Here is a 15470-nt window from a genome sequence, read left to right on the forward strand (position 1 = left end):
CAGGCTCCCCTCACCGCGGCGTCATCTCGTGCAGGACGCCTTCGAAATAGCCGAGAAACGTTCCCATCATCGCGGTCAGCACCAGCGCGAAGATGAGGAAGCCGATCAGGATCGAGAGCGGCGCGCCGACGAAATAGACCTGCATCTGCGGCATCAGCCGTGCCAGCACGCCGAGCCCGATGTTGAAGACCAGGCCGAACACCAGGAACGGCGCCGACAATTGCAGGCCGATCTTGAAGGCGGCGGCGAACGCCTTGGTCGCCAGCGAGGCGACGTCGCCGCTCGGCACCAGCTCGCCGGGCGCGAAGATCTTGTAGCTGTCGCTCAGGGCAGCGATCACCAGATGATGGCTGTCGGTCGAGAACAGCAGCGTCACGCCGAGCATGGTGAGGAAGTTGCCGATCAGCACCCCCTGCTGCCCCTGCGTCGGATCGACCGCCGTGACGAATCCAAGACCCATCTGCTGCGCGATCACCGAGCCCGCGACCTGCAGCGCCGACAGCGTCACCCGCGCGGTCGTGCCGAGCACGATCCCGATGATGATCTCGTGCACCATCATCACCACCAGCGGCGACAGCGCCTGCAGATCGACCTGATAGGCCTGGCGGTTGAGCGGCAGCACGATCATCGTCAGCAGCAGCGCGGTGGCGAGCTTGATGCGAACGGGAATATTGACCTCGCCGAGCCCCGGCAGCAGCATCACCATCGCAGCGACGCGCGCGAAGGCCAGCATGAACACCGCCGCCAGCGTCGGAAGAAACGAGATGTCGATGCGCATCGTCGGCGGCCCCGGCCCCGCCGGCCGCAGGCTGTTGCGGCACGCCGGTCTGCGAACAGATGGCCTGGAGCGAACAGGCCAGCAGAGCGCTGCGCCGAAACGTCGTCGGCGCTCGATCGAAAGCAGCGGTGCCCCCCGGACCGCCCCTTACGATCGACCGCCGCACCCCGATTCGGGATCGCTCTGTCGCCCGGAACATTGCCTCATCCGCCGATGATTCGCGACGAGATCCGCATCATGTGGGAATGCAGCGCGTCGGCCATGAACGGCAGCGCCAGCAGCAGCGTCACGAAGATCGCGATGATCTTCGGCACGAACACCAGCGTCTGCTCCTGGATCTGCGTCAGCGCCTGGAACAGCGACACGACCACACCGACCACGAGCCCGACCACCATCAGCGGCGAGGACACCAGCACGATCGTCCAGATCGCATCGCGCGCCACGTCGAGCGTTTCAGCTCCGGTCATGTCCTGTCGCCCCTCATTGTCGGTCGGCTCCTGATCGGGCGACCTTGGCTTGCACGCGGCTCCGGCACATCCGGCCCCGCAGATCATGCGACGTGACGCGCTCCCCGCGTCACGTCCAACGCGCTCGCAAGCGAGCTCAGATCGTCATCTTCATCACGTCTTCATAGGCCTGGATAACGCGGTCGCGCACCGAGACCAGCGTCGACACCGCGACGTCGGTTTCGGCGACCGCGGTCACCACGTCCATCACGTTCGCCTTGCCCGAGGCCATCGCGACCGCCTGGCTGTCGGACTTGCGCCCGGTCTCCATCACGCTGCCGATCGCATCCTTGAGCACCGAGCTGAACGACGGACCACCCTTGTCGGCGCCGGCACCATTGCCCAGCACGTCGCGCACGCGGGCAAGACCACCGAAGGCGCTGCCCGAACCACTGGTATCGAGCACGCGGGCGGAATTCGCATAGGCATTCGCTGCGGAAATTGGGGAGGCCATGACTTTCGTTCCTGTCCTAGGTCTTCAGAATGTCGAGTGTGCGTTGAATCATGCGGCGCGTGGCGCCGATGATGTTCAAATTCGCCTCGTAGGACCGCTGTGCATCACGCATGTCGGTCATCTCGATGAGCGGATTGACGTTGGGGTACTTGACATTGCCGGACGCGTCCGCGGCCGGATTACTGGGGTCGTATTTGACGCGGAACGAAGATTGGTCGGGCACGACCCTGCCCAAGGTAACGACCCTGGCATCGAGCGCCCGGTCGAGCGCCGTCGTGAAGGTCGGGACCTTGCGCCGGTACGGATCGCCGCCGGCCTTGGCGGCGGTCGAATCGGCGTTGGCGACGTTTTCCGAAATGACGCGCATCCGCCCGGCCTGCGCGCGCAGGCCCGACGTCGCGATGCTCATCGAGCGAAGGAAGTCGCTGGAGTCATTTGCCATGCTAGTCGATCTCCATCCTCATCGGGCCTAGCCCTTGCCGATCGCCGTCTTCAACAGATGCAGGCTCTTGCCGTACAGCGAGGTCGCGGCGGCATAGTCCATCTGGTTGGCGGAGACCTTGAGCATTTCCTCTTCGAGGCTGACCGCGTTGCCGGCCGGCCGCGTCTGAAATCCCACCTTGCGATTCTGATCGAAGCTCGCGCCATCGCCCGCGCCCGGCGCGATATGCGCGGCGCTGGTGCGCGCCAGCGGCAGCGGCGCGGAGCCGCCGACGGCCTGGCCGGTCGGCGTGAACTTCGGCTCGACCAGATCCCTCGGCTTGAACTTCGGCGTATCCGAGTTGGACACGTTCTCGGCCAGGACGCGCTGCCGCTCCTGGTGCCATTGCATCTTGGTGCGCAACGCCGACAGCACGGGGAGATCGTTGATGGACATGGCGTTGCTCGGTTGTGCCCGACTGCCGGACGGTTGTGGTAGGTAGAAATTGCCGTCCATATGGTTAATGAACGGTTAAGAAACCGTGCGCCGCACCCCGGGACTATCCCGGGGTTTTGACGATTTCTTAGGAATTTGGCCGGCTTCGAGCGGAGCCATGCATCAAATCGGGACGGCTGACCTCGCCAAGAAGTCGTTTTGGCCCGGCCGATTCATGGGCTATTAAGACGTCGAGCGGCATTTCCTGCCGTTATGCGTTAACAGGTGGTTCCGGTTCTGAAGCTCCGTTCGCGCCGGCGATGCGTTGGACAGACGAGAGACTTCGAGAGGACGCGGTATTTGCCGGGGACAGAGATGCAGGCGCTGACGGCGTTTTTTACATTTGTAGCGGTGCTGGCGCTGATGGCCCTTGCCGCTTGGCTCGTTCGTCGATTCGCAGGGAATCGGCTCGGAACCAATCCGAATCGCGGTCGGATGCCCCGCCTCGCCGTGATCGATGCCGCCGCCGTCGACGGCCGCCGCCGCCTGGTCTTGGTGCGCCGTGACAACATGGAGCATCTTCTGATGATCGGTGGCCCGACCGACATCGTGGTCGAGTCGAACATCGTCCGCGCTGTCCCGGCGCGCGAGCAGTTGCCGCAGCGCCCCGGCATCACCGCCGAGCCGCCGGCTTCGCGCCTCGCGCCGCAGTCCGAGACGACGGGCTGGGACACCGAGCCGAAGAGCGAGCCGGTCGAACTGCCCGAGCCGCAGGTCCCGGAGCTGCCGCAGCGCCCGGCGCGGCCGTCGTTCATCGATGAGGTCCGCCGTGGCGCCGCCGCCGAGCGCCGCGAGCCGCCGCCACAGTTTCCGCCTGAGCCGCCACCGCTCGCCCGCCGTGGCGAGGGGCGCCAGGACCCGCGCGTTGAGCCGCGTGCCGAGCAGCGCAGCGAGGCCCGCCCGGACGACACGCGCGGCGAGCCCCGCCCCGAGCGCCTGCCGCGCAGCGAGCCCGCCCGTGAGCCGATGATGCCGCGCCAACTCCGGCCCGCTGAGCCGCAGCGCCAGGCCGAGGTCGCACGGAGCAGCCAGGCACCGAAGATGCCGCCGGTGCGCCGGCCCGAGCGCCCCGCCCCCGAGCGCCCTGCTCCCGAACGCGTCGAACGCGCCGAGCCGGTAGCGGCGCCGCCGCCACCGCCGGTCGCCGAGATGGCTCCGCCCCCGCCGCCGCCGGTCCAGCAGAGCGCCGAGGCCAATCTGGCCGAGATGGCACAGCGTCTCGAGGCGGCGCTGCGGCGTCCCTCGGCCGAGCCGCCGGTGATCCCTGCTGCGGAGGCCCCGCCGCTCCGCCAGGCGGTACGCAACGAGCCGGCGCCGCCCCCGCAGCCGGTCAAGACCAGCTTCGAGAATCTGGAAGACGAGATGGCCTCGCTCTTGGGCCGTCCGAAGTCCTCTCAGTGAGAGCCGGTTTCGTCCCGCGTAGAGTCGTTTTCACCACTGTCTTGATTGCCGCCGCTGCACTGGCGGGGAGTGCGGCTGCACAGGACATCAGCATCAATCTCGGCGGCGCCGGCGGTGGCGGCGTCACCGAGCGTGCGGTCCAGCTGATCGCCCTGCTCACGGTGCTGTCGATCGCGCCGTCGATCCTGATCATGATGACGTCGTTCACGCGCATCGTGGTGGTGCTGTCGCTGCTGCGCACCGCGATGGGCACGGCGACGGCGCCGCCGAACTCGGTGATCATCGCGCTGGCGATGTTCCTGACCGCGTTCGTGATGGGCCCGGTGCTGCAGAAATCCTATGACGACGGCGTGCGGCCACTGATCGAGAACCAGATCGGCGTCGAGGACGCGCTGCAGCGCGCCTCGGTGCCGCTGCGCGGCTTCATGCAGAAGAACGTCCGCGAGAAGGACCTCAAGCTGTTCATGGACCTCTCCGGCGAGGCACCGCCGGCAACGCCGGACGAGCTGTCGCTGCGCATCCTGGTGCCGGCCTTCATGATCTCCGAGCTCAAGCGCGCCTTCGAGATCGGCTTCCTGCTGTTCCTGCCGTTCCTGATCATCGACCTCGTGGTCGCCTCGGTGCTGATGTCGATGGGCATGATGATGCTGCCGCCCGTCGTCGTCTCGCTGCCGTTCAAGCTGATCTTCTTCGTGCTGGTCGACGGCTGGTCGCTGGTGGCCGGCAGCCTGGTGCAGAGCTACGGCGGATAAGAAGAACCATGAGGTCCCAATGGGGCCTCGCTCTTCGAGACGCCCGCCTATAGCGGGCTCCTCAGGGCGAGGAGAAGTAGCTGCTTTCATCGGAGGCTGCGATGATCGCAGGATCCAGGGAGGAACGACGTGAAAGTGAGAGAGTATCCGCGTCTCCTGAGCGTTCGTTCTGCTCTCGGAGCAGCAGCCGTGCTGTGCGCGGCCCTCGTCATCACCGCTAACGGAACGGCAGCGCAGGACCTGACGCCCGATCGCATCAAGGCGACGATGTCCGCGGTCGACACCGCGATGATCGAGGCCAATGCCGCGACGTCGAAGGACTGGCCGACGATCGGTCTCGACTATGGCGAGACGCGCTTCAGCAGGCTCGACAACATCAACACCGGCAACGTCGGGGATCTCGGGCTTGCCTGGAGCTACAATCTCGACTCCGAGCGCGGCATCGAGGCGACCCCGGTGGTCGTCGACGGCATCATGTATCAGACCGCGCCATGGAGCGTGGTGCATGCGATCGATGCGCGCACGGGCAGGAAGATCTGGACCTTCGATCCCGGCGTGGCGCGCGAGCTCGGCTACGAGCGTTGCTGCAACGTCGTCAATCGCGGCGTCGCCGTCTACAAGGGCAAGGTGTTTGTCGGCGCCTATGATGGGCGGCTGATCGCGCTGGATGCGGCGACGGGTCGGAAGGTCTGGGAAAGGGACACGCGCAACGATCAGGAGCATTGGTCCAAGGACTACACCATCACCGGCGCGCCGCGTGCGTTCAACGGCAAGGTGGTGATCGGCCAAGACAGCGGCGCGGACAGTGGCGCGCGCGGCTACATCACCGCCTACGACACCGAGACCGGCAACCAGCTGTGGCGCTGGTTCACGGTCCCCGGCGATCCGGAGAAGCCGTTCGATGACAAAGCGATGGAAGCCGCGTCCAAGACGTGGGACCCGTCGCTCGAACACTGGATCATGGGCGGCGGCGGCAGGCCCTGGGACACGATCACCTATGATCCCGATCTCAACATGGTCTATCTCGGCACCGGCAACGGCGCGCCGTGGAACCACAGCTTCATTGGTCCCTCGAGCGGCGACAGTCTCTATCTCGCCTCGATCGTGGCGCTCGACGCCGACACCGGCAAATATATCTGGCACTATCAGGAGACGCCCGGCGATCGCTGGAACTACGATTCGACCCAGCCGATGATTCTCGCCGACATCGCCATCGACGGTGCCCCGCGCAAGGTGATCCTGCACGCGCCGAGCAACGGCTTCTTCTTCGTGATCGACCGTACCAATGGTAAGTTCATCTCGGCCAGGAACTTCGTCGATGTGAGCTGGGCAACCGGCTACGATGCCAGCGGCCGTCCGATCGAGGTGCCCCCCGTGGACGGCCTCGACGACGCCGTTCCCGGCCCCTACGGTGCGCACAACTCCCACCCGATGTCGTTCAATCCGCAGACCGGCCTCGTCTATCTTCCGGCGCAGAACATCCCGGTGTATCTCAGGCCGACGGACACCCTCGTCAACGAGGCCCCGACGCCCGGCGAGCTCGGCGGCGTGACGGCATGGGATCTCGGCTGGGTGCCCAGCAACGCGAGGCCGAAGCAGCCGGCGTTCGGGCGCCTGCTGGCCTGGGATCCGGTGCAGCAGAAGGAGGCCTGGCGTGTCGAGCACGCCGCGCCGTGGAATGGCGGCACGCTCACGACAGCCGGCAACCTCGTGTTCCAGGGCACCGCGGACGGCCGCTTCGTCGCCTATGACGCCCGCAACGGCACGAAGCTGTGGGAGACGCCGACCGGCACCGGCGTGATCGCGGCGCCCGCCACCTACATGATCGACGGCGTGCAATATGTCTCGATCGCAGTCGGCTGGGGCGGCGTCTACGGCCTCACGACACGCGCCACCGAGCTGCGCACGCCCGGCACCGTCTATACCTTCACCATCGGCGCCAAGGCGAAGTTGCCGGAGTTCGTCAAGTACCCAACCGAAGGCCTGCTGCAGGGCGTCAAGTACGACCCGAAGGACGTGCCGGAGGGAACCTCGCGGTATGTCGGCGCCTGCGTCTCCTGCCATGGCGTGCCCGGCGTCGACCGCGGCGGCGCCATCCGCAATCTCGGCTACGTCCCGGCCGAGACGATCATCAGGCTGAAGGACTTCGTCTTCAACGGACCATTCCGCGACCGCGGCATGCCCGACTTCACCGGCCTGCTCACCGACGAGGACGTCGTCAAGATCCAGGCCTTCATCCAGGCGGCGGCGGATGCCGGCCGGCCGAAGCAGTAGCAACAGGCCTAATTCTGTTCGGTGATCGGGGCCAGGTTGGGCTCCCCGTGTCGACTGGCTTCTCATACCATGAGGCCCCAGTGGGGCCTCGCCCTTCGAGACGCGCGCTAAGTGGCGCGCTCCTCAGGGTGAGGGGAAACGGCGGGGAAGTAGCTCGCTTTCGTCGGCTTGGTCATCTGATTAAGTCTGCCGCTCCGCACGAGATCAATGGCCGGCGATCGCCTGCTTGACGCCCTGGATGCGCGGCAGGGTGGCGGTCGCCTCCGACGGCGCCTTCGCGGCATCCTTGCCTTCCGGCTTGCCGGTCGCATCGGGGAAGCGGGCCCGCATGTCGCGCAGGAAGCCGTCGAGCGTATCGACGCCGGCCGCCATCTTGGCGATCTGGGCGAACTCCGCGCTCGACCCGCTCGCCGGCTTGCTGGCCACGTCGAAGGCGATCTTGTCGGCCTCGCCGGTCATCAGCGGCGCGTATTTCTCGCGGAAACGCGCCAGCCCGATGGCGTCGTCCGCCAGCGCATAGCCGACGACGGCGCGCAGGATGTCGCCGCGCTCGGCCGGATTGAGCGGCCGGAAATCGCGCCAGCGGTCGCCGTAGTACAGCTCGATCTGCTCGGACGCCTCGCGCCAGCGCCGCGATGCCCAGTAGATGTCGGAGCGCAGCCGGATCGCCTCGCGGCCCGCGACATTGGTGATGATGTCGAGCGCGAGATCATGGCGGCCGATGTCGCTGTCGGCGCGCGCCTCCAGCAGCAGCCGCTGCTGGCGCAGCTCGCCCGAGAGATCGGCGATGCGGCTGGTGCGCAGCGCCTCGATCGCGCGGTCCGGCTTGCGGTTGGTGAGATAGACCATGGCCAGGCGCGCGGCCACCTGGGCGCGTGCGGCGCCTTCGAGACGGTGATCGACCTGGTATTGCAGGAGCTCGGCCGCCTGATCGAGCAGATCGATTCCGGCCAGACGATCGGCCAGCTTGCGGATCATCTCGTCGCCGCGCCGGCCGATCGGGGTCAGCTCGCGGAAGCCGTAGAAGATGCTGAGCGCGTCGACCGGCGGCAGTTCGTCCGCCTTGCCGCCGAGGAACAGCTGCGAGAACAGCCGCTGCGCGGCGTCCTGGGCCTGGCGCGCCATGTCGGAATTCGGCGCCAAGCGGGTCGCCATGCGCGCGGCTTCGAGCGAATCCGCGTAGCGCCCGGCCTCCTCGTACATCTGCGCCATCATCTGCAACGTCTGCACCTCGACGGCATCGCCGCGCCAGGTCGCCTGCAACGTCTCCAGATCCTTGAGCGCGTCGGGCGGCTTGATCTCACCGCGCTTCTGCAGGAGCTTGATCTCGTACAGCTTGGCCTCGGCCGCTGCCATGCGGTCGTTGGAGTTGATGGCGGAGCGGTACTCGTCGAGCGCGTCCTTCTCCTGCGCCATCGCTTCCGCCAGCCGGCCGCGCAGCACGGCGACGTCCGCCTTCATGTCCGCGGGCACGCCGATCACGTCGAGCTCGGCACGCCGCTTGGCGGCGCCGGCGAAATCCTTGATCTCGAGCGCCGACTTCATCGCGTCCGCGATCACGATACGCTGCAGGTCGAGCGGCAGCGAAGCGATGGCGAACTCGACGTTCTTAAGCTTCTCGCGGGCGTCGGCGAACTTGCCCTGCCGCGCGTAGGCCAGGCCCTTCCACATCTGCGAGTCGAAATTGTTGCCGATCGAGGACGTGGCGAGATCCTTCAGGCCCTGATCCGGCCGGCCCATCAGGATGCTGGCAACAGCGTGAATCATCAGCATCGCGGTCTCGTCGGTGCGCGGGTCGGCGTCCGAGATCATCAGGTTGGTGATGCCCCGGGCCTCCGGATACATCGCGCGCGCCATGTAGAAGCGCGCCAACGCCAGCCGCGCCTGCGCACGGCGCTCCGGCTCCGCCGCGGCAGCCGCCTTGATCAGCATGTCCTCGCGCGGCACGAACGGTTGGGTCTGGTTCTTCTGCCACTCGTCGATGTCGAACATCGGCCTGACCGCCGTCGGCGCCCGCTCCGGCGAGAAGCCGATCGACGACAGCGTCAGCCCGCCCGGCCGTCCCAGGATCACCTTGTCGGGCGCGATCTCGACGGCGACGTCGTCGGAGTTCGGGCGCACCGCGATGCCGTGGACGGAATCGAGCAATGACAGATCGACGAAGTCCTGGCGCTTGATGAAGCCGCGGATCGGCGGCGGCGCCGTCACCACCAGTAGCGTGTCGCCGGCATCGGGATCGGTCAGCCGGTGCAGCATCCCGGCCCCGGGGTTGGCGAGCGGCACCATCACGTTGGCGAGCGCCGGATCGGTGACGTTGCGCATCACCATCAGCGGCTGCTGATTGGTCTGGCCCTTGTCGGCAAAGGACAGCGTCCAGCTGCGTCCGCCATCGTCGCTGCCAAGCGAATGCATCTGCGGCCGGTTGAGGCGGATGCGGATCGCCTGGCCCTTGTCGAGCGGCATCCGGTTGACCTCGCCGATGATGGCGCCGCCCTTGGCCTTGATCGGCTCGACGTCAACGGGCTTGGTCGAATCGAACACCATCCACACCGTGTCGCCGCGGCGGAATAGCGCCGCAGGCGTGACCTGGCCGAAGCCGAAGCTGAGCCGCAGGCCCTCGCTGTCGCGCACCGCCTCCAGCGACGCCGCGCCGGTCGCGGCCTTCTCAACGGGCTTCTCTGCCGGCTTGGCCGCCTCGGCCTTCGCGGCTTCGACCTTCGGGGACTCGACCTTCGGGGACTCGGGCTTCGCAGCCTCGGCATGGGACGCATCAGGCTTGGCCGCTTCCATCTTCGGCGCTTCGACCTTCTCCGGCGCGGAGTGGTCAGCATCCGCCTTCGCCACTTCAGGCTTGGCAGTCTCAGGCTTGGCAGTCTCAGGCTTCGCAGCTTCAGGCTTGGCAGCTTCAGGCTTGGCAGCCTCAAGCTTGGCATCTTCAGGCCTGGTGATTTCAGACTCGGCGATTTCGAACTTGGTGGCTTCAGGCTTGGCCACTTCAGGCTTGGCAGCCTCGTGCGTTCCCGCTTCGGGCGCGGCTTCCGTCTTCGTCGCAGCGGCTGCGGCATGGGCCGGCTCGGCGGCGGGTTCGGTCGCCGGAGCCGCGATGGCGGGCTTGGCTTCCGCTTTCATCTCCTGCGCAATGGTCTCCGAGGTCGGCGGCACGATGTCGCGCTGAGCCGCGGGCTTCGGCTTGTCGCCATTCGACTTCTCGCCGCCGGCCTTGTCGCCATGGCCCTTGTCCGCGGCGGCCTTGTCGCCATGCCCCTTCTCCGCGGCGGCGGCCTTGGCGCCCGGCAGCGTATCCGAGGACACCGCGGCCACCTTCTTGTCCGGCTGCACATAGGCGACGTCGATGTTGTAGTTCTTCTCGTCACGGAAGGCGTGGACGTCGACCTCGCCGATCATGCCGATCTCGACCACGGTCTTGTTGCCGTCGATGCGCTGGTTGATTCCGGCGACGTTCGGCGGCGACACGATCTTGGCATCGGCGAGATCAAAGTTGAGTGGCGCAGAGAAGTACAGCGACATCTTCTGATCGTTCATCACCGAGGAGATGCCGACGCCGTCGGGAATCTCGAACACGAAGCGCACGAAGGTCGGCTGCACCAGCGCACGCACGCGGATCGGCGGCCGCTTCTTCGATTCCGCTTCGGCGCGCTGCAGCCGCAGCGCGCGCTCGGCGGCGCGGGCGCGCTCGGCGAGCTCGCGCACGACCTCGGCCGGCAGCGGCGGCGGCGGACCGGTCCAGCTGTCCGGCAGCAGGTCGATGAACACGCGCTCGCCGGCGGTCATGGTGTTGACGCGTACCTTGCGCGACAGCGACAGCCGCAGCGCCGATCCGTCGGGATCGCCGCGCGCCGAGGAGATGTAGTCGGGCGCTGCATCGACCCAGCGGTCGATCGGAACGTTGGCGGGACGATCGAACCTGACGAGCAGGATCGAGCCGGCGGTGGTGACGTCGGCCCCGACGTCCTCGGCGAATTTCAGCACCAGCCGCGCATAGCCGTTCTGGGCCGACAGGTTCGCCTCGCCCGGCACCGGCGCCGCGCCGGCCGCGACCGTCGACAGCATCAAGCCGATGGCGATCGCCGACAACAAAGCCAGCACGGCGCGCACGCGCGCACGGGCCTGCGACCGCAATCCGATGGGAGACGTGCGCACCATGGTCACAGCTTCCAGTTCGATATCCGTAACTTGACGGATACGCCTGCCCCGCCATGCCGGAAGTCTAGGAGCCGGCGTTTAAGGGCGCATTAAACATGCGGTTCAATTGGTCCTCACCGGCACGATCTTGCCCTCGATCTTCGGCAGCTCGGCGCTGGTGTCGGGCCTTTCGGCGCCGGCTCGGCGGGCGAGCTCGACGGTGAGCCGCTCGGCCGCTTCCGGCGTCATCAGCCCGAGAATGTCGGACATCTTGCGCGGAGCGATCTGCGAAGCGATCTCGATCAGGACGGACATGTCGAGCCGGTCGAACACCTTGGCGGCGTCCTTGGGCTTCATGCCTTCGTACATCGTGACGATGCTCTTGAAGCGGGCGTTGTCGGACTCGCTCTTCGCAGCCTGGGCGCCGGAGATGCGGGTCTCGATCGCCTTCATCTCCTCGGTCTTCGACTGGATGCGCTGCTCGGCCGCGCGCAGCAGGCTCTCGCGGATGTCGATCTCGCGCTGGCGGGCTTCGAGCTCCTGGCGGCGCGACTGCAGCCGCTCGAGGATCGCCTTCTCCGCCGGCGACACCTGCTGCTGGTTCTCCTCCGGCTTGATCACGATGCCGTCGGGCTTGGTGTCGGGAGCGGCGGGCTTGGGCGCCTCCTCCTTCTTCTCCTTCGGCTCCCCATGGGTGGAGCCAGTGACGATGTCGTCCTCGCGGCCTGGATAGCCGAGATTGATCTGGGCCCAGGACCGCTTGGTGGATTGCGGATCATAGTCGAACACGTAGCCGCCATCGATCACGAGGCCGGCCACCTTCAGGACCGCGAGGCTGGCCACCGCGATCAGGACGACGGGAATGACGCGGATGTTACGGAACGCATTCATGCGGCGAGGCCACCGGTCCTTCGACGTTCAGAGAATGCCTGGGCCGCGGCGGCAACCGCCTTGGCACCGGAGACGCGAACCTGCTCGGTCGTGATCGCCGGCACCGGCGCAGGCGCCGGCTCGGACGCGGCTTCAGGCGAGGTGATCGGACGCGCGGCGCTCGCGATCCGCGACAGACGGCGCACCACGCCGTCGCTCTCGGCGAGCTGCTTGCGCAGCTGCTCCGACATCTGCGTCGCCGCGGCGAGCTGATTGCCGAGATTGTCGTTGACGTCGCGCACCGCGAGCTTGAGGCCGCCGATCGCGCGCTCGGCGATCTCGGTCGCGGTGATCAGCTCGGCAATGACGGCCTTCAGCGAATGCTCGTCCGCCTTGAGTCGCTTCAGCCTGGCGTTCAGCAGCATGCAATAGCCGATGGTCAGCACCAGAAGGACTGCGACCAGGCTTTCGATGATCAATCCGAGGGAGTGGTTCATTGGGCCTCCATCAACTTGTTCTGGCCTTCGGCGCCTTCAAACATCGCAAGCGTGGTATTGGGCTTGCGCAGATTCTTGGTGACGCGGATCGCGACGCGGTCGCCGACCCGGCCCATCCGTCCCTCGGTCAGCATGGTGCTGCCGCAGCGGACCGCGACCAGCGCATCGGGGCGGATGTCGAGCGGCAGGGTGTCGCCGACCTTTAGCTTCATCAGCTGCTTCAGCGGCACGTCAGCCTCGTAGAGCACGGCGTCGACGGCGATCTCGGCCTGCGCGATCTCGGTGGCGAAGTGGCCTTCCCAGACCGGATCGCGGCCGAACTTCTCGCCCATGAACATCTGCAACAGCACCGGCCGGATCGGCTCGATGGTCGCATAGGGCAGCAGCAGCTCGACGTTGCCGCCGCGGTCTTCCATGTCGATGCGCAGCTTCACCAGGATCGCCGCATTGGCCGGGCGGCTGATCGCGGCGAAACGCGGATTGGTCTCGAGCCGGTCGATGGTGAAGGTGACCGGCGACAGCGGACGGAACGCCTGCTCGGCATCCGCCAGCACCACCTCGATCAGCCGCTTCACCAGATTGGTCTCGATCGTCGTGTAGGGCCGTCCCTCGACGCGCATCTGGCTGGTGCCGCGCCGGCCGCCCAGCAGGACGTCGATGATCGAATAGATCAAGGTGGAATCGACGGTAGCGAGGCCGAAATTCTCCCACTCCTCGGCCTTGAAGACCGAGAGCACCGCCGGCAGCGGAATCGAATTCATGTAGTCGCCGAACCGCACCGAGGTGATGCGGTCGAGCGTGACCTCGACGTTGTCGGAGGTGAAGTTGCGCAGGCTGGTCGTCATCAGCCGCACCAGGCGGTCGAAGACGATTTCGAGCATCGGCAGACGCTCGTAGGAGACCATCGCCGAATCGATGATCGCGCGAATGCCGGAATGGTCGTCGAGGCTGACCTCGCCTGCGGTGAAACCGAGGAGATTGTCGATCTCCTCCTGCGACAGCACGCGCTCGCCGCCGTTCTTGGTGGCGCCGAAATCGCGGCTGCCGTCCTCGACCATCGCGGCCCATTGCAGGGCCATCGATTCGGTGAGTTCATTGGCAGCTGCGGCTTCCGCGGCCTCCGCGGGATCCTCGGAATCGAGCGAGGCTTCCCATTGCGCGGCTATCGCATCTTGGTCGACTGGATCGTTGCCCGCCATGATCGTTGAGCTTCTTTGCCTTACTGGACCACGATTTCCTTGAACAACACCGCGTTGACCTGGTTGGGCGCCAGCGCGACGTTGACCCGCTTGGTGAGCTCCTCCTTGAGCCGGAACAGGCCGGCGGAGCCGTTGAGGTCGCTCGGACGAAGCTCGCGCAGGTAGGTCTGGAAGATGTCGGTGACACGCGGCAGCGTCGGCTTGATGTGCTCGACCTGCTTCTCCTCCTTCACCTCCAGCACGATCTTCACCTTCAGATACTGGACGCGGTCACCGGGATTGCCGACCAGATTGACGAGCAGATCCGGCACCTCGACGAAGGCCGGCGGCTTCGGCGCCGGCGCCGCCTCGGCATGATGCTCGTCCTTCTTCTGGCCGAAGAAGAAGAAATAGGACGCGCCGCCGACGCCGAGCAGCGCCAGCGCACCGACGATCATGATGATCAGCTTGAGCTTGCTCTTGGGCGCGCCTGCTTGCTCTTCGCCCTCGCCTGCTCCGCCTTCGTTCTCAGCCATGGCCTTCGGTGTCCCCAGACAAAATCACGGGAAGCCGACCGATGCCGCCAGAAAGCTCGATGACGCGAAACCAATGCTCCCAGCGCATCCGCGCTTCGTTGATGGGAACGCTACGGTAACAATGGTTAACGGAAGCTTTCTTTTGTTAAGGAGGTGGGAAAATCTTGCCGGGCAAATATGGTTAGCGCGCCGTTATTGCCGGGTGCGCACGGCCCCGCCAAAAACTCAAACCATTGATCTATATCATATATTCAGGTTGGCACGGCTTTCGCTCTACCTCCCTCGAACCCGCCGGCTTGGGAGAGCTGAACGGTTCACAGAAGACCTGCTCAGGCCGCCTTGGGAGAGGCACCGCAAGCGGGATTCGTTAAGAGGGGAGATCGACCGGTGGAGAATGCGCTTCTCATCGGATTGTCGCGGCAGATGGTGCTGGAGCGGCAACTCGACGTCGTTGCCAACAACGTCGCCAACGTCAACACCAACGGCTTCAAGGCCGATCAGCAGCTGTTCGAGGAGTACCTCTCCTCCGGCGCGCATGAAGACAATTTTCCCGGCGCCGCCCGCAAGGTGGCCTACGTGCAGGACCGCGGCACCTATCGCGACTTCTCGCAGGGCTCGATGCAGCGCACCGGCAACGCGCTCGACGTCGCCATCGCGGGAGACGGCTTCCTGGCGGTGCAGACCGCGGCCGGCGAGCGCTACACCCGCGACGGCAATCTGCACATGAACAATACCGGCCAGCTCGTCACCGCGGCCGGCGATGCGGTGCTCGGCACCGGCGGCCCGATCGTGTTCCAGCCGACCGACCACGACATCAACATCTCGCCCGACGGCACCGTGACCGTGGTCGAAGGCGTCAACCGTACCGATTCGATCCGCGGCAAATTGCGCCTGGTCAGCTTCGCCGATCCGCAGGCCGCGCAGAAGCAGGGCAACAACCTGTATTCCGCCCCGGGCGGCGCCGCGCCGCAGCAGGACATCAAGTCCACCGTGCAGCAGGGCTACATCGAGAAGTCGAACGTCAGCGCGGTCGGCGAGATGAGCAAGATGGTCGAAGTGATGCGTTCCTACACCCAGGTCGCCAACATGCTGCAGGTCCAGAGCGACCTGCGCAAGAACGCGATCGAGAAACTCGCCGACGTTCCGGCCTGACCGCAGACCTTGA

The 15470-nt window shown here is 66.3% G+C and carries 14 protein-coding genes; 4 read left to right on the forward strand and 10 right to left on the reverse strand.

Annotated elements, in window-relative coordinates; translation table 11 throughout:
* Positions 1-10 precede the first annotated feature (10 nt).
* From fliR to flgB, 5 genes are all read right to left on the reverse strand, one after another.
* On the reverse strand, positions 11-778 hold the full coding sequence (gene fliR, locus ACQR07_RS04470) for a flagellar biosynthetic protein FliR (protein WP_434901146.1): 768 nt from the start codon (positions 776-778) through the stop codon (positions 11-13).
* A gap of 203 nt (positions 779-981) precedes the next feature.
* Entirely contained in the window at positions 982-1245 is a 264-nt protein-coding gene (gene fliQ, locus ACQR07_RS04475; protein ID WP_008965881.1) for a flagellar biosynthesis protein FliQ, read from the reverse strand.
* Positions 1246-1381: 136 nt separating this feature from the next.
* Positions 1382-1738: a flagellar hook-basal body complex protein FliE gene (gene fliE / locus ACQR07_RS04480; protein ID WP_434864993.1), complete on the reverse strand. Its 357-nt coding sequence runs from the start codon at positions 1736-1738 to the stop codon at positions 1382-1384.
* Positions 1739-1754: 16 nt separating this feature from the next.
* Positions 1755-2180 carry a flagellar basal body rod protein FlgC gene (flgC, locus tag ACQR07_RS04485; RefSeq protein ID WP_434901147.1) on the reverse strand — a complete coding sequence of 142 codons (426 nt, stop codon included), beginning with the start codon at positions 2178-2180 and terminating at the stop codon, positions 1755-1757.
* A 27-nt stretch (positions 2181-2207) separates the two neighbouring features.
* Positions 2208-2615, reverse strand: a complete 408-nt coding sequence (gene flgB, locus ACQR07_RS04490; RefSeq protein WP_434864995.1) for a flagellar basal body rod protein FlgB — start codon at positions 2613-2615, stop codon at positions 2208-2210.
* A 354-nt stretch (positions 2616-2969) separates the two neighbouring features.
* On the opposite strand from flgB, the gene ACQR07_RS04495 reads away from it, so the two are divergent.
* The 3 genes from ACQR07_RS04495 to ACQR07_RS04505 all read left to right on the forward strand — a co-directional run bounded on the left by ACQR07_RS04495 (position 2970) and on the right by ACQR07_RS04505 (position 7081).
* On the forward strand, positions 2970-4055 hold the full coding sequence (locus ACQR07_RS04495) for a flagellar biosynthetic protein FliO (protein ID WP_434901745.1): 1086 nt from the start codon (positions 2970-2972) through the stop codon (positions 4053-4055).
* A complete protein-coding gene (gene fliP, locus ACQR07_RS04500; RefSeq protein ID WP_434901148.1) occupies positions 4052-4807 on the forward strand; it encodes a flagellar type III secretion system pore protein FliP in 756 nt (251 codons plus the stop codon). Before ACQR07_RS04495 ends, fliP begins: the two co-directional genes overlap by 4 nt.
* A gap of 129 nt (positions 4808-4936) precedes the next feature.
* Positions 4937-7081, forward strand: a complete 2145-nt coding sequence (locus ACQR07_RS04505; protein WP_434901149.1) for a PQQ-dependent dehydrogenase, methanol/ethanol family — start codon at positions 4937-4939, stop codon at positions 7079-7081.
* Positions 7082-7285: 204 nt separating this feature from the next.
* On the opposite strand, the gene ACQR07_RS04510 is transcribed toward ACQR07_RS04505, so the two are convergent.
* The 5 genes from ACQR07_RS04510 to fliL form a co-directional block, all read right to left on the reverse strand.
* Positions 7286-11245, reverse strand: a complete 3960-nt coding sequence (locus ACQR07_RS04510) for a tetratricopeptide repeat protein (protein ID WP_434901150.1) — start codon at positions 11243-11245, stop codon at positions 7286-7288.
* A gap of 102 nt (positions 11246-11347) precedes the next feature.
* Positions 11348-12115, reverse strand: a complete 768-nt coding sequence (locus ACQR07_RS04515; protein WP_434901151.1) for a MotE family protein — start codon at positions 12113-12115, stop codon at positions 11348-11350.
* Entirely contained in the window at positions 12112-12591 is a 480-nt protein-coding gene (locus tag ACQR07_RS04520; RefSeq protein WP_434901152.1) for a DUF6468 domain-containing protein, read from the reverse strand. Before ACQR07_RS04520 ends, ACQR07_RS04515 begins: the two co-directional genes overlap by 4 nt.
* Complete coding sequence (gene fliM, locus ACQR07_RS04525) at positions 12588-13790, reverse strand: flagellar motor switch protein FliM (protein ID WP_434901153.1); 1203 nt, start codon at positions 13788-13790, stop codon at positions 12588-12590. The genes ACQR07_RS04520 and fliM overlap by 4 nt, the downstream gene beginning before the upstream one ends.
* 20 nt (positions 13791-13810) lie before the next feature.
* Positions 13811-14305, reverse strand: a complete 495-nt coding sequence (gene fliL, locus ACQR07_RS04530) for a flagellar basal body-associated protein FliL (RefSeq protein ID WP_434865002.1) — start codon at positions 14303-14305, stop codon at positions 13811-13813.
* Between the two features lie 387 nt (positions 14306-14692).
* On the opposite strand from fliL, the gene flgF reads away from it, so the two are divergent.
* On the forward strand, positions 14693-15457 hold the full coding sequence (gene flgF / locus ACQR07_RS04535) for a flagellar basal-body rod protein FlgF (protein ID WP_434901154.1): 765 nt from the start codon (positions 14693-14695) through the stop codon (positions 15455-15457).
* Positions 15458-15470 lie beyond the last annotated feature (13 nt).

Source organism: Bradyrhizobium sp. HKCCYLS20291 (assembly GCF_051167715.1).
In the GTDB taxonomy this organism is placed as follows: domain Bacteria; phylum Pseudomonadota; class Alphaproteobacteria; order Rhizobiales; family Xanthobacteraceae; genus Bradyrhizobium.

Coding starts and splice junctions, on each gene's coding strand:
- fliR (WP_434901146.1), bottom strand. CDS start 778: ATGCGCATCGACATCTCGTTTCTTCCGACGCTGGCGGCGGTGTTCATG.
- fliQ (WP_008965881.1), bottom strand. CDS start 1,245: ATGACCGGAGCTGAAACGCTCGACGTGGCGCGCGATGCGATCTGGACG.
- fliE (WP_434864993.1), bottom strand. CDS start 1,738: ATGGCCTCCCCAATTTCCGCAGCGAATGCCTATGCGAATTCCGCCCGC.
- flgC (WP_434901147.1), bottom strand. CDS start 2,180: ATGGCAAATGACTCCAGCGACTTCCTTCGCTCGATGAGCATCGCGACG.
- flgB (WP_434864995.1), bottom strand. CDS start 2,615: ATGTCCATCAACGATCTCCCCGTGCTGTCGGCGTTGCGCACCAAGATG.
- ACQR07_RS04495 (WP_434901745.1), top strand. CDS start 2,970: ATGCAGGCGCTGACGGCGTTTTTTACATTTGTAGCGGTGCTGGCGCTG.
- ACQR07_RS04510 (WP_434901150.1), bottom strand. CDS start 11,245: ATGGTGCGCACGTCTCCCATCGGATTGCGGTCGCAGGCCCGTGCGCGC.
- ACQR07_RS04515 (WP_434901151.1), bottom strand. CDS start 12,115: ATGAATGCGTTCCGTAACATCCGCGTCATTCCCGTCGTCCTGATCGCG.
- ACQR07_RS04520 (WP_434901152.1), bottom strand. CDS start 12,591: ATGAACCACTCCCTCGGATTGATCATCGAAAGCCTGGTCGCAGTCCTT.
- fliM (WP_434901153.1), bottom strand. CDS start 13,790: ATGGCGGGCAACGATCCAGTCGACCAAGATGCGATAGCCGCGCAATGG.
- fliL (WP_434865002.1), bottom strand. CDS start 14,305: ATGGCTGAGAACGAAGGCGGAGCAGGCGAGGGCGAAGAGCAAGCAGGC.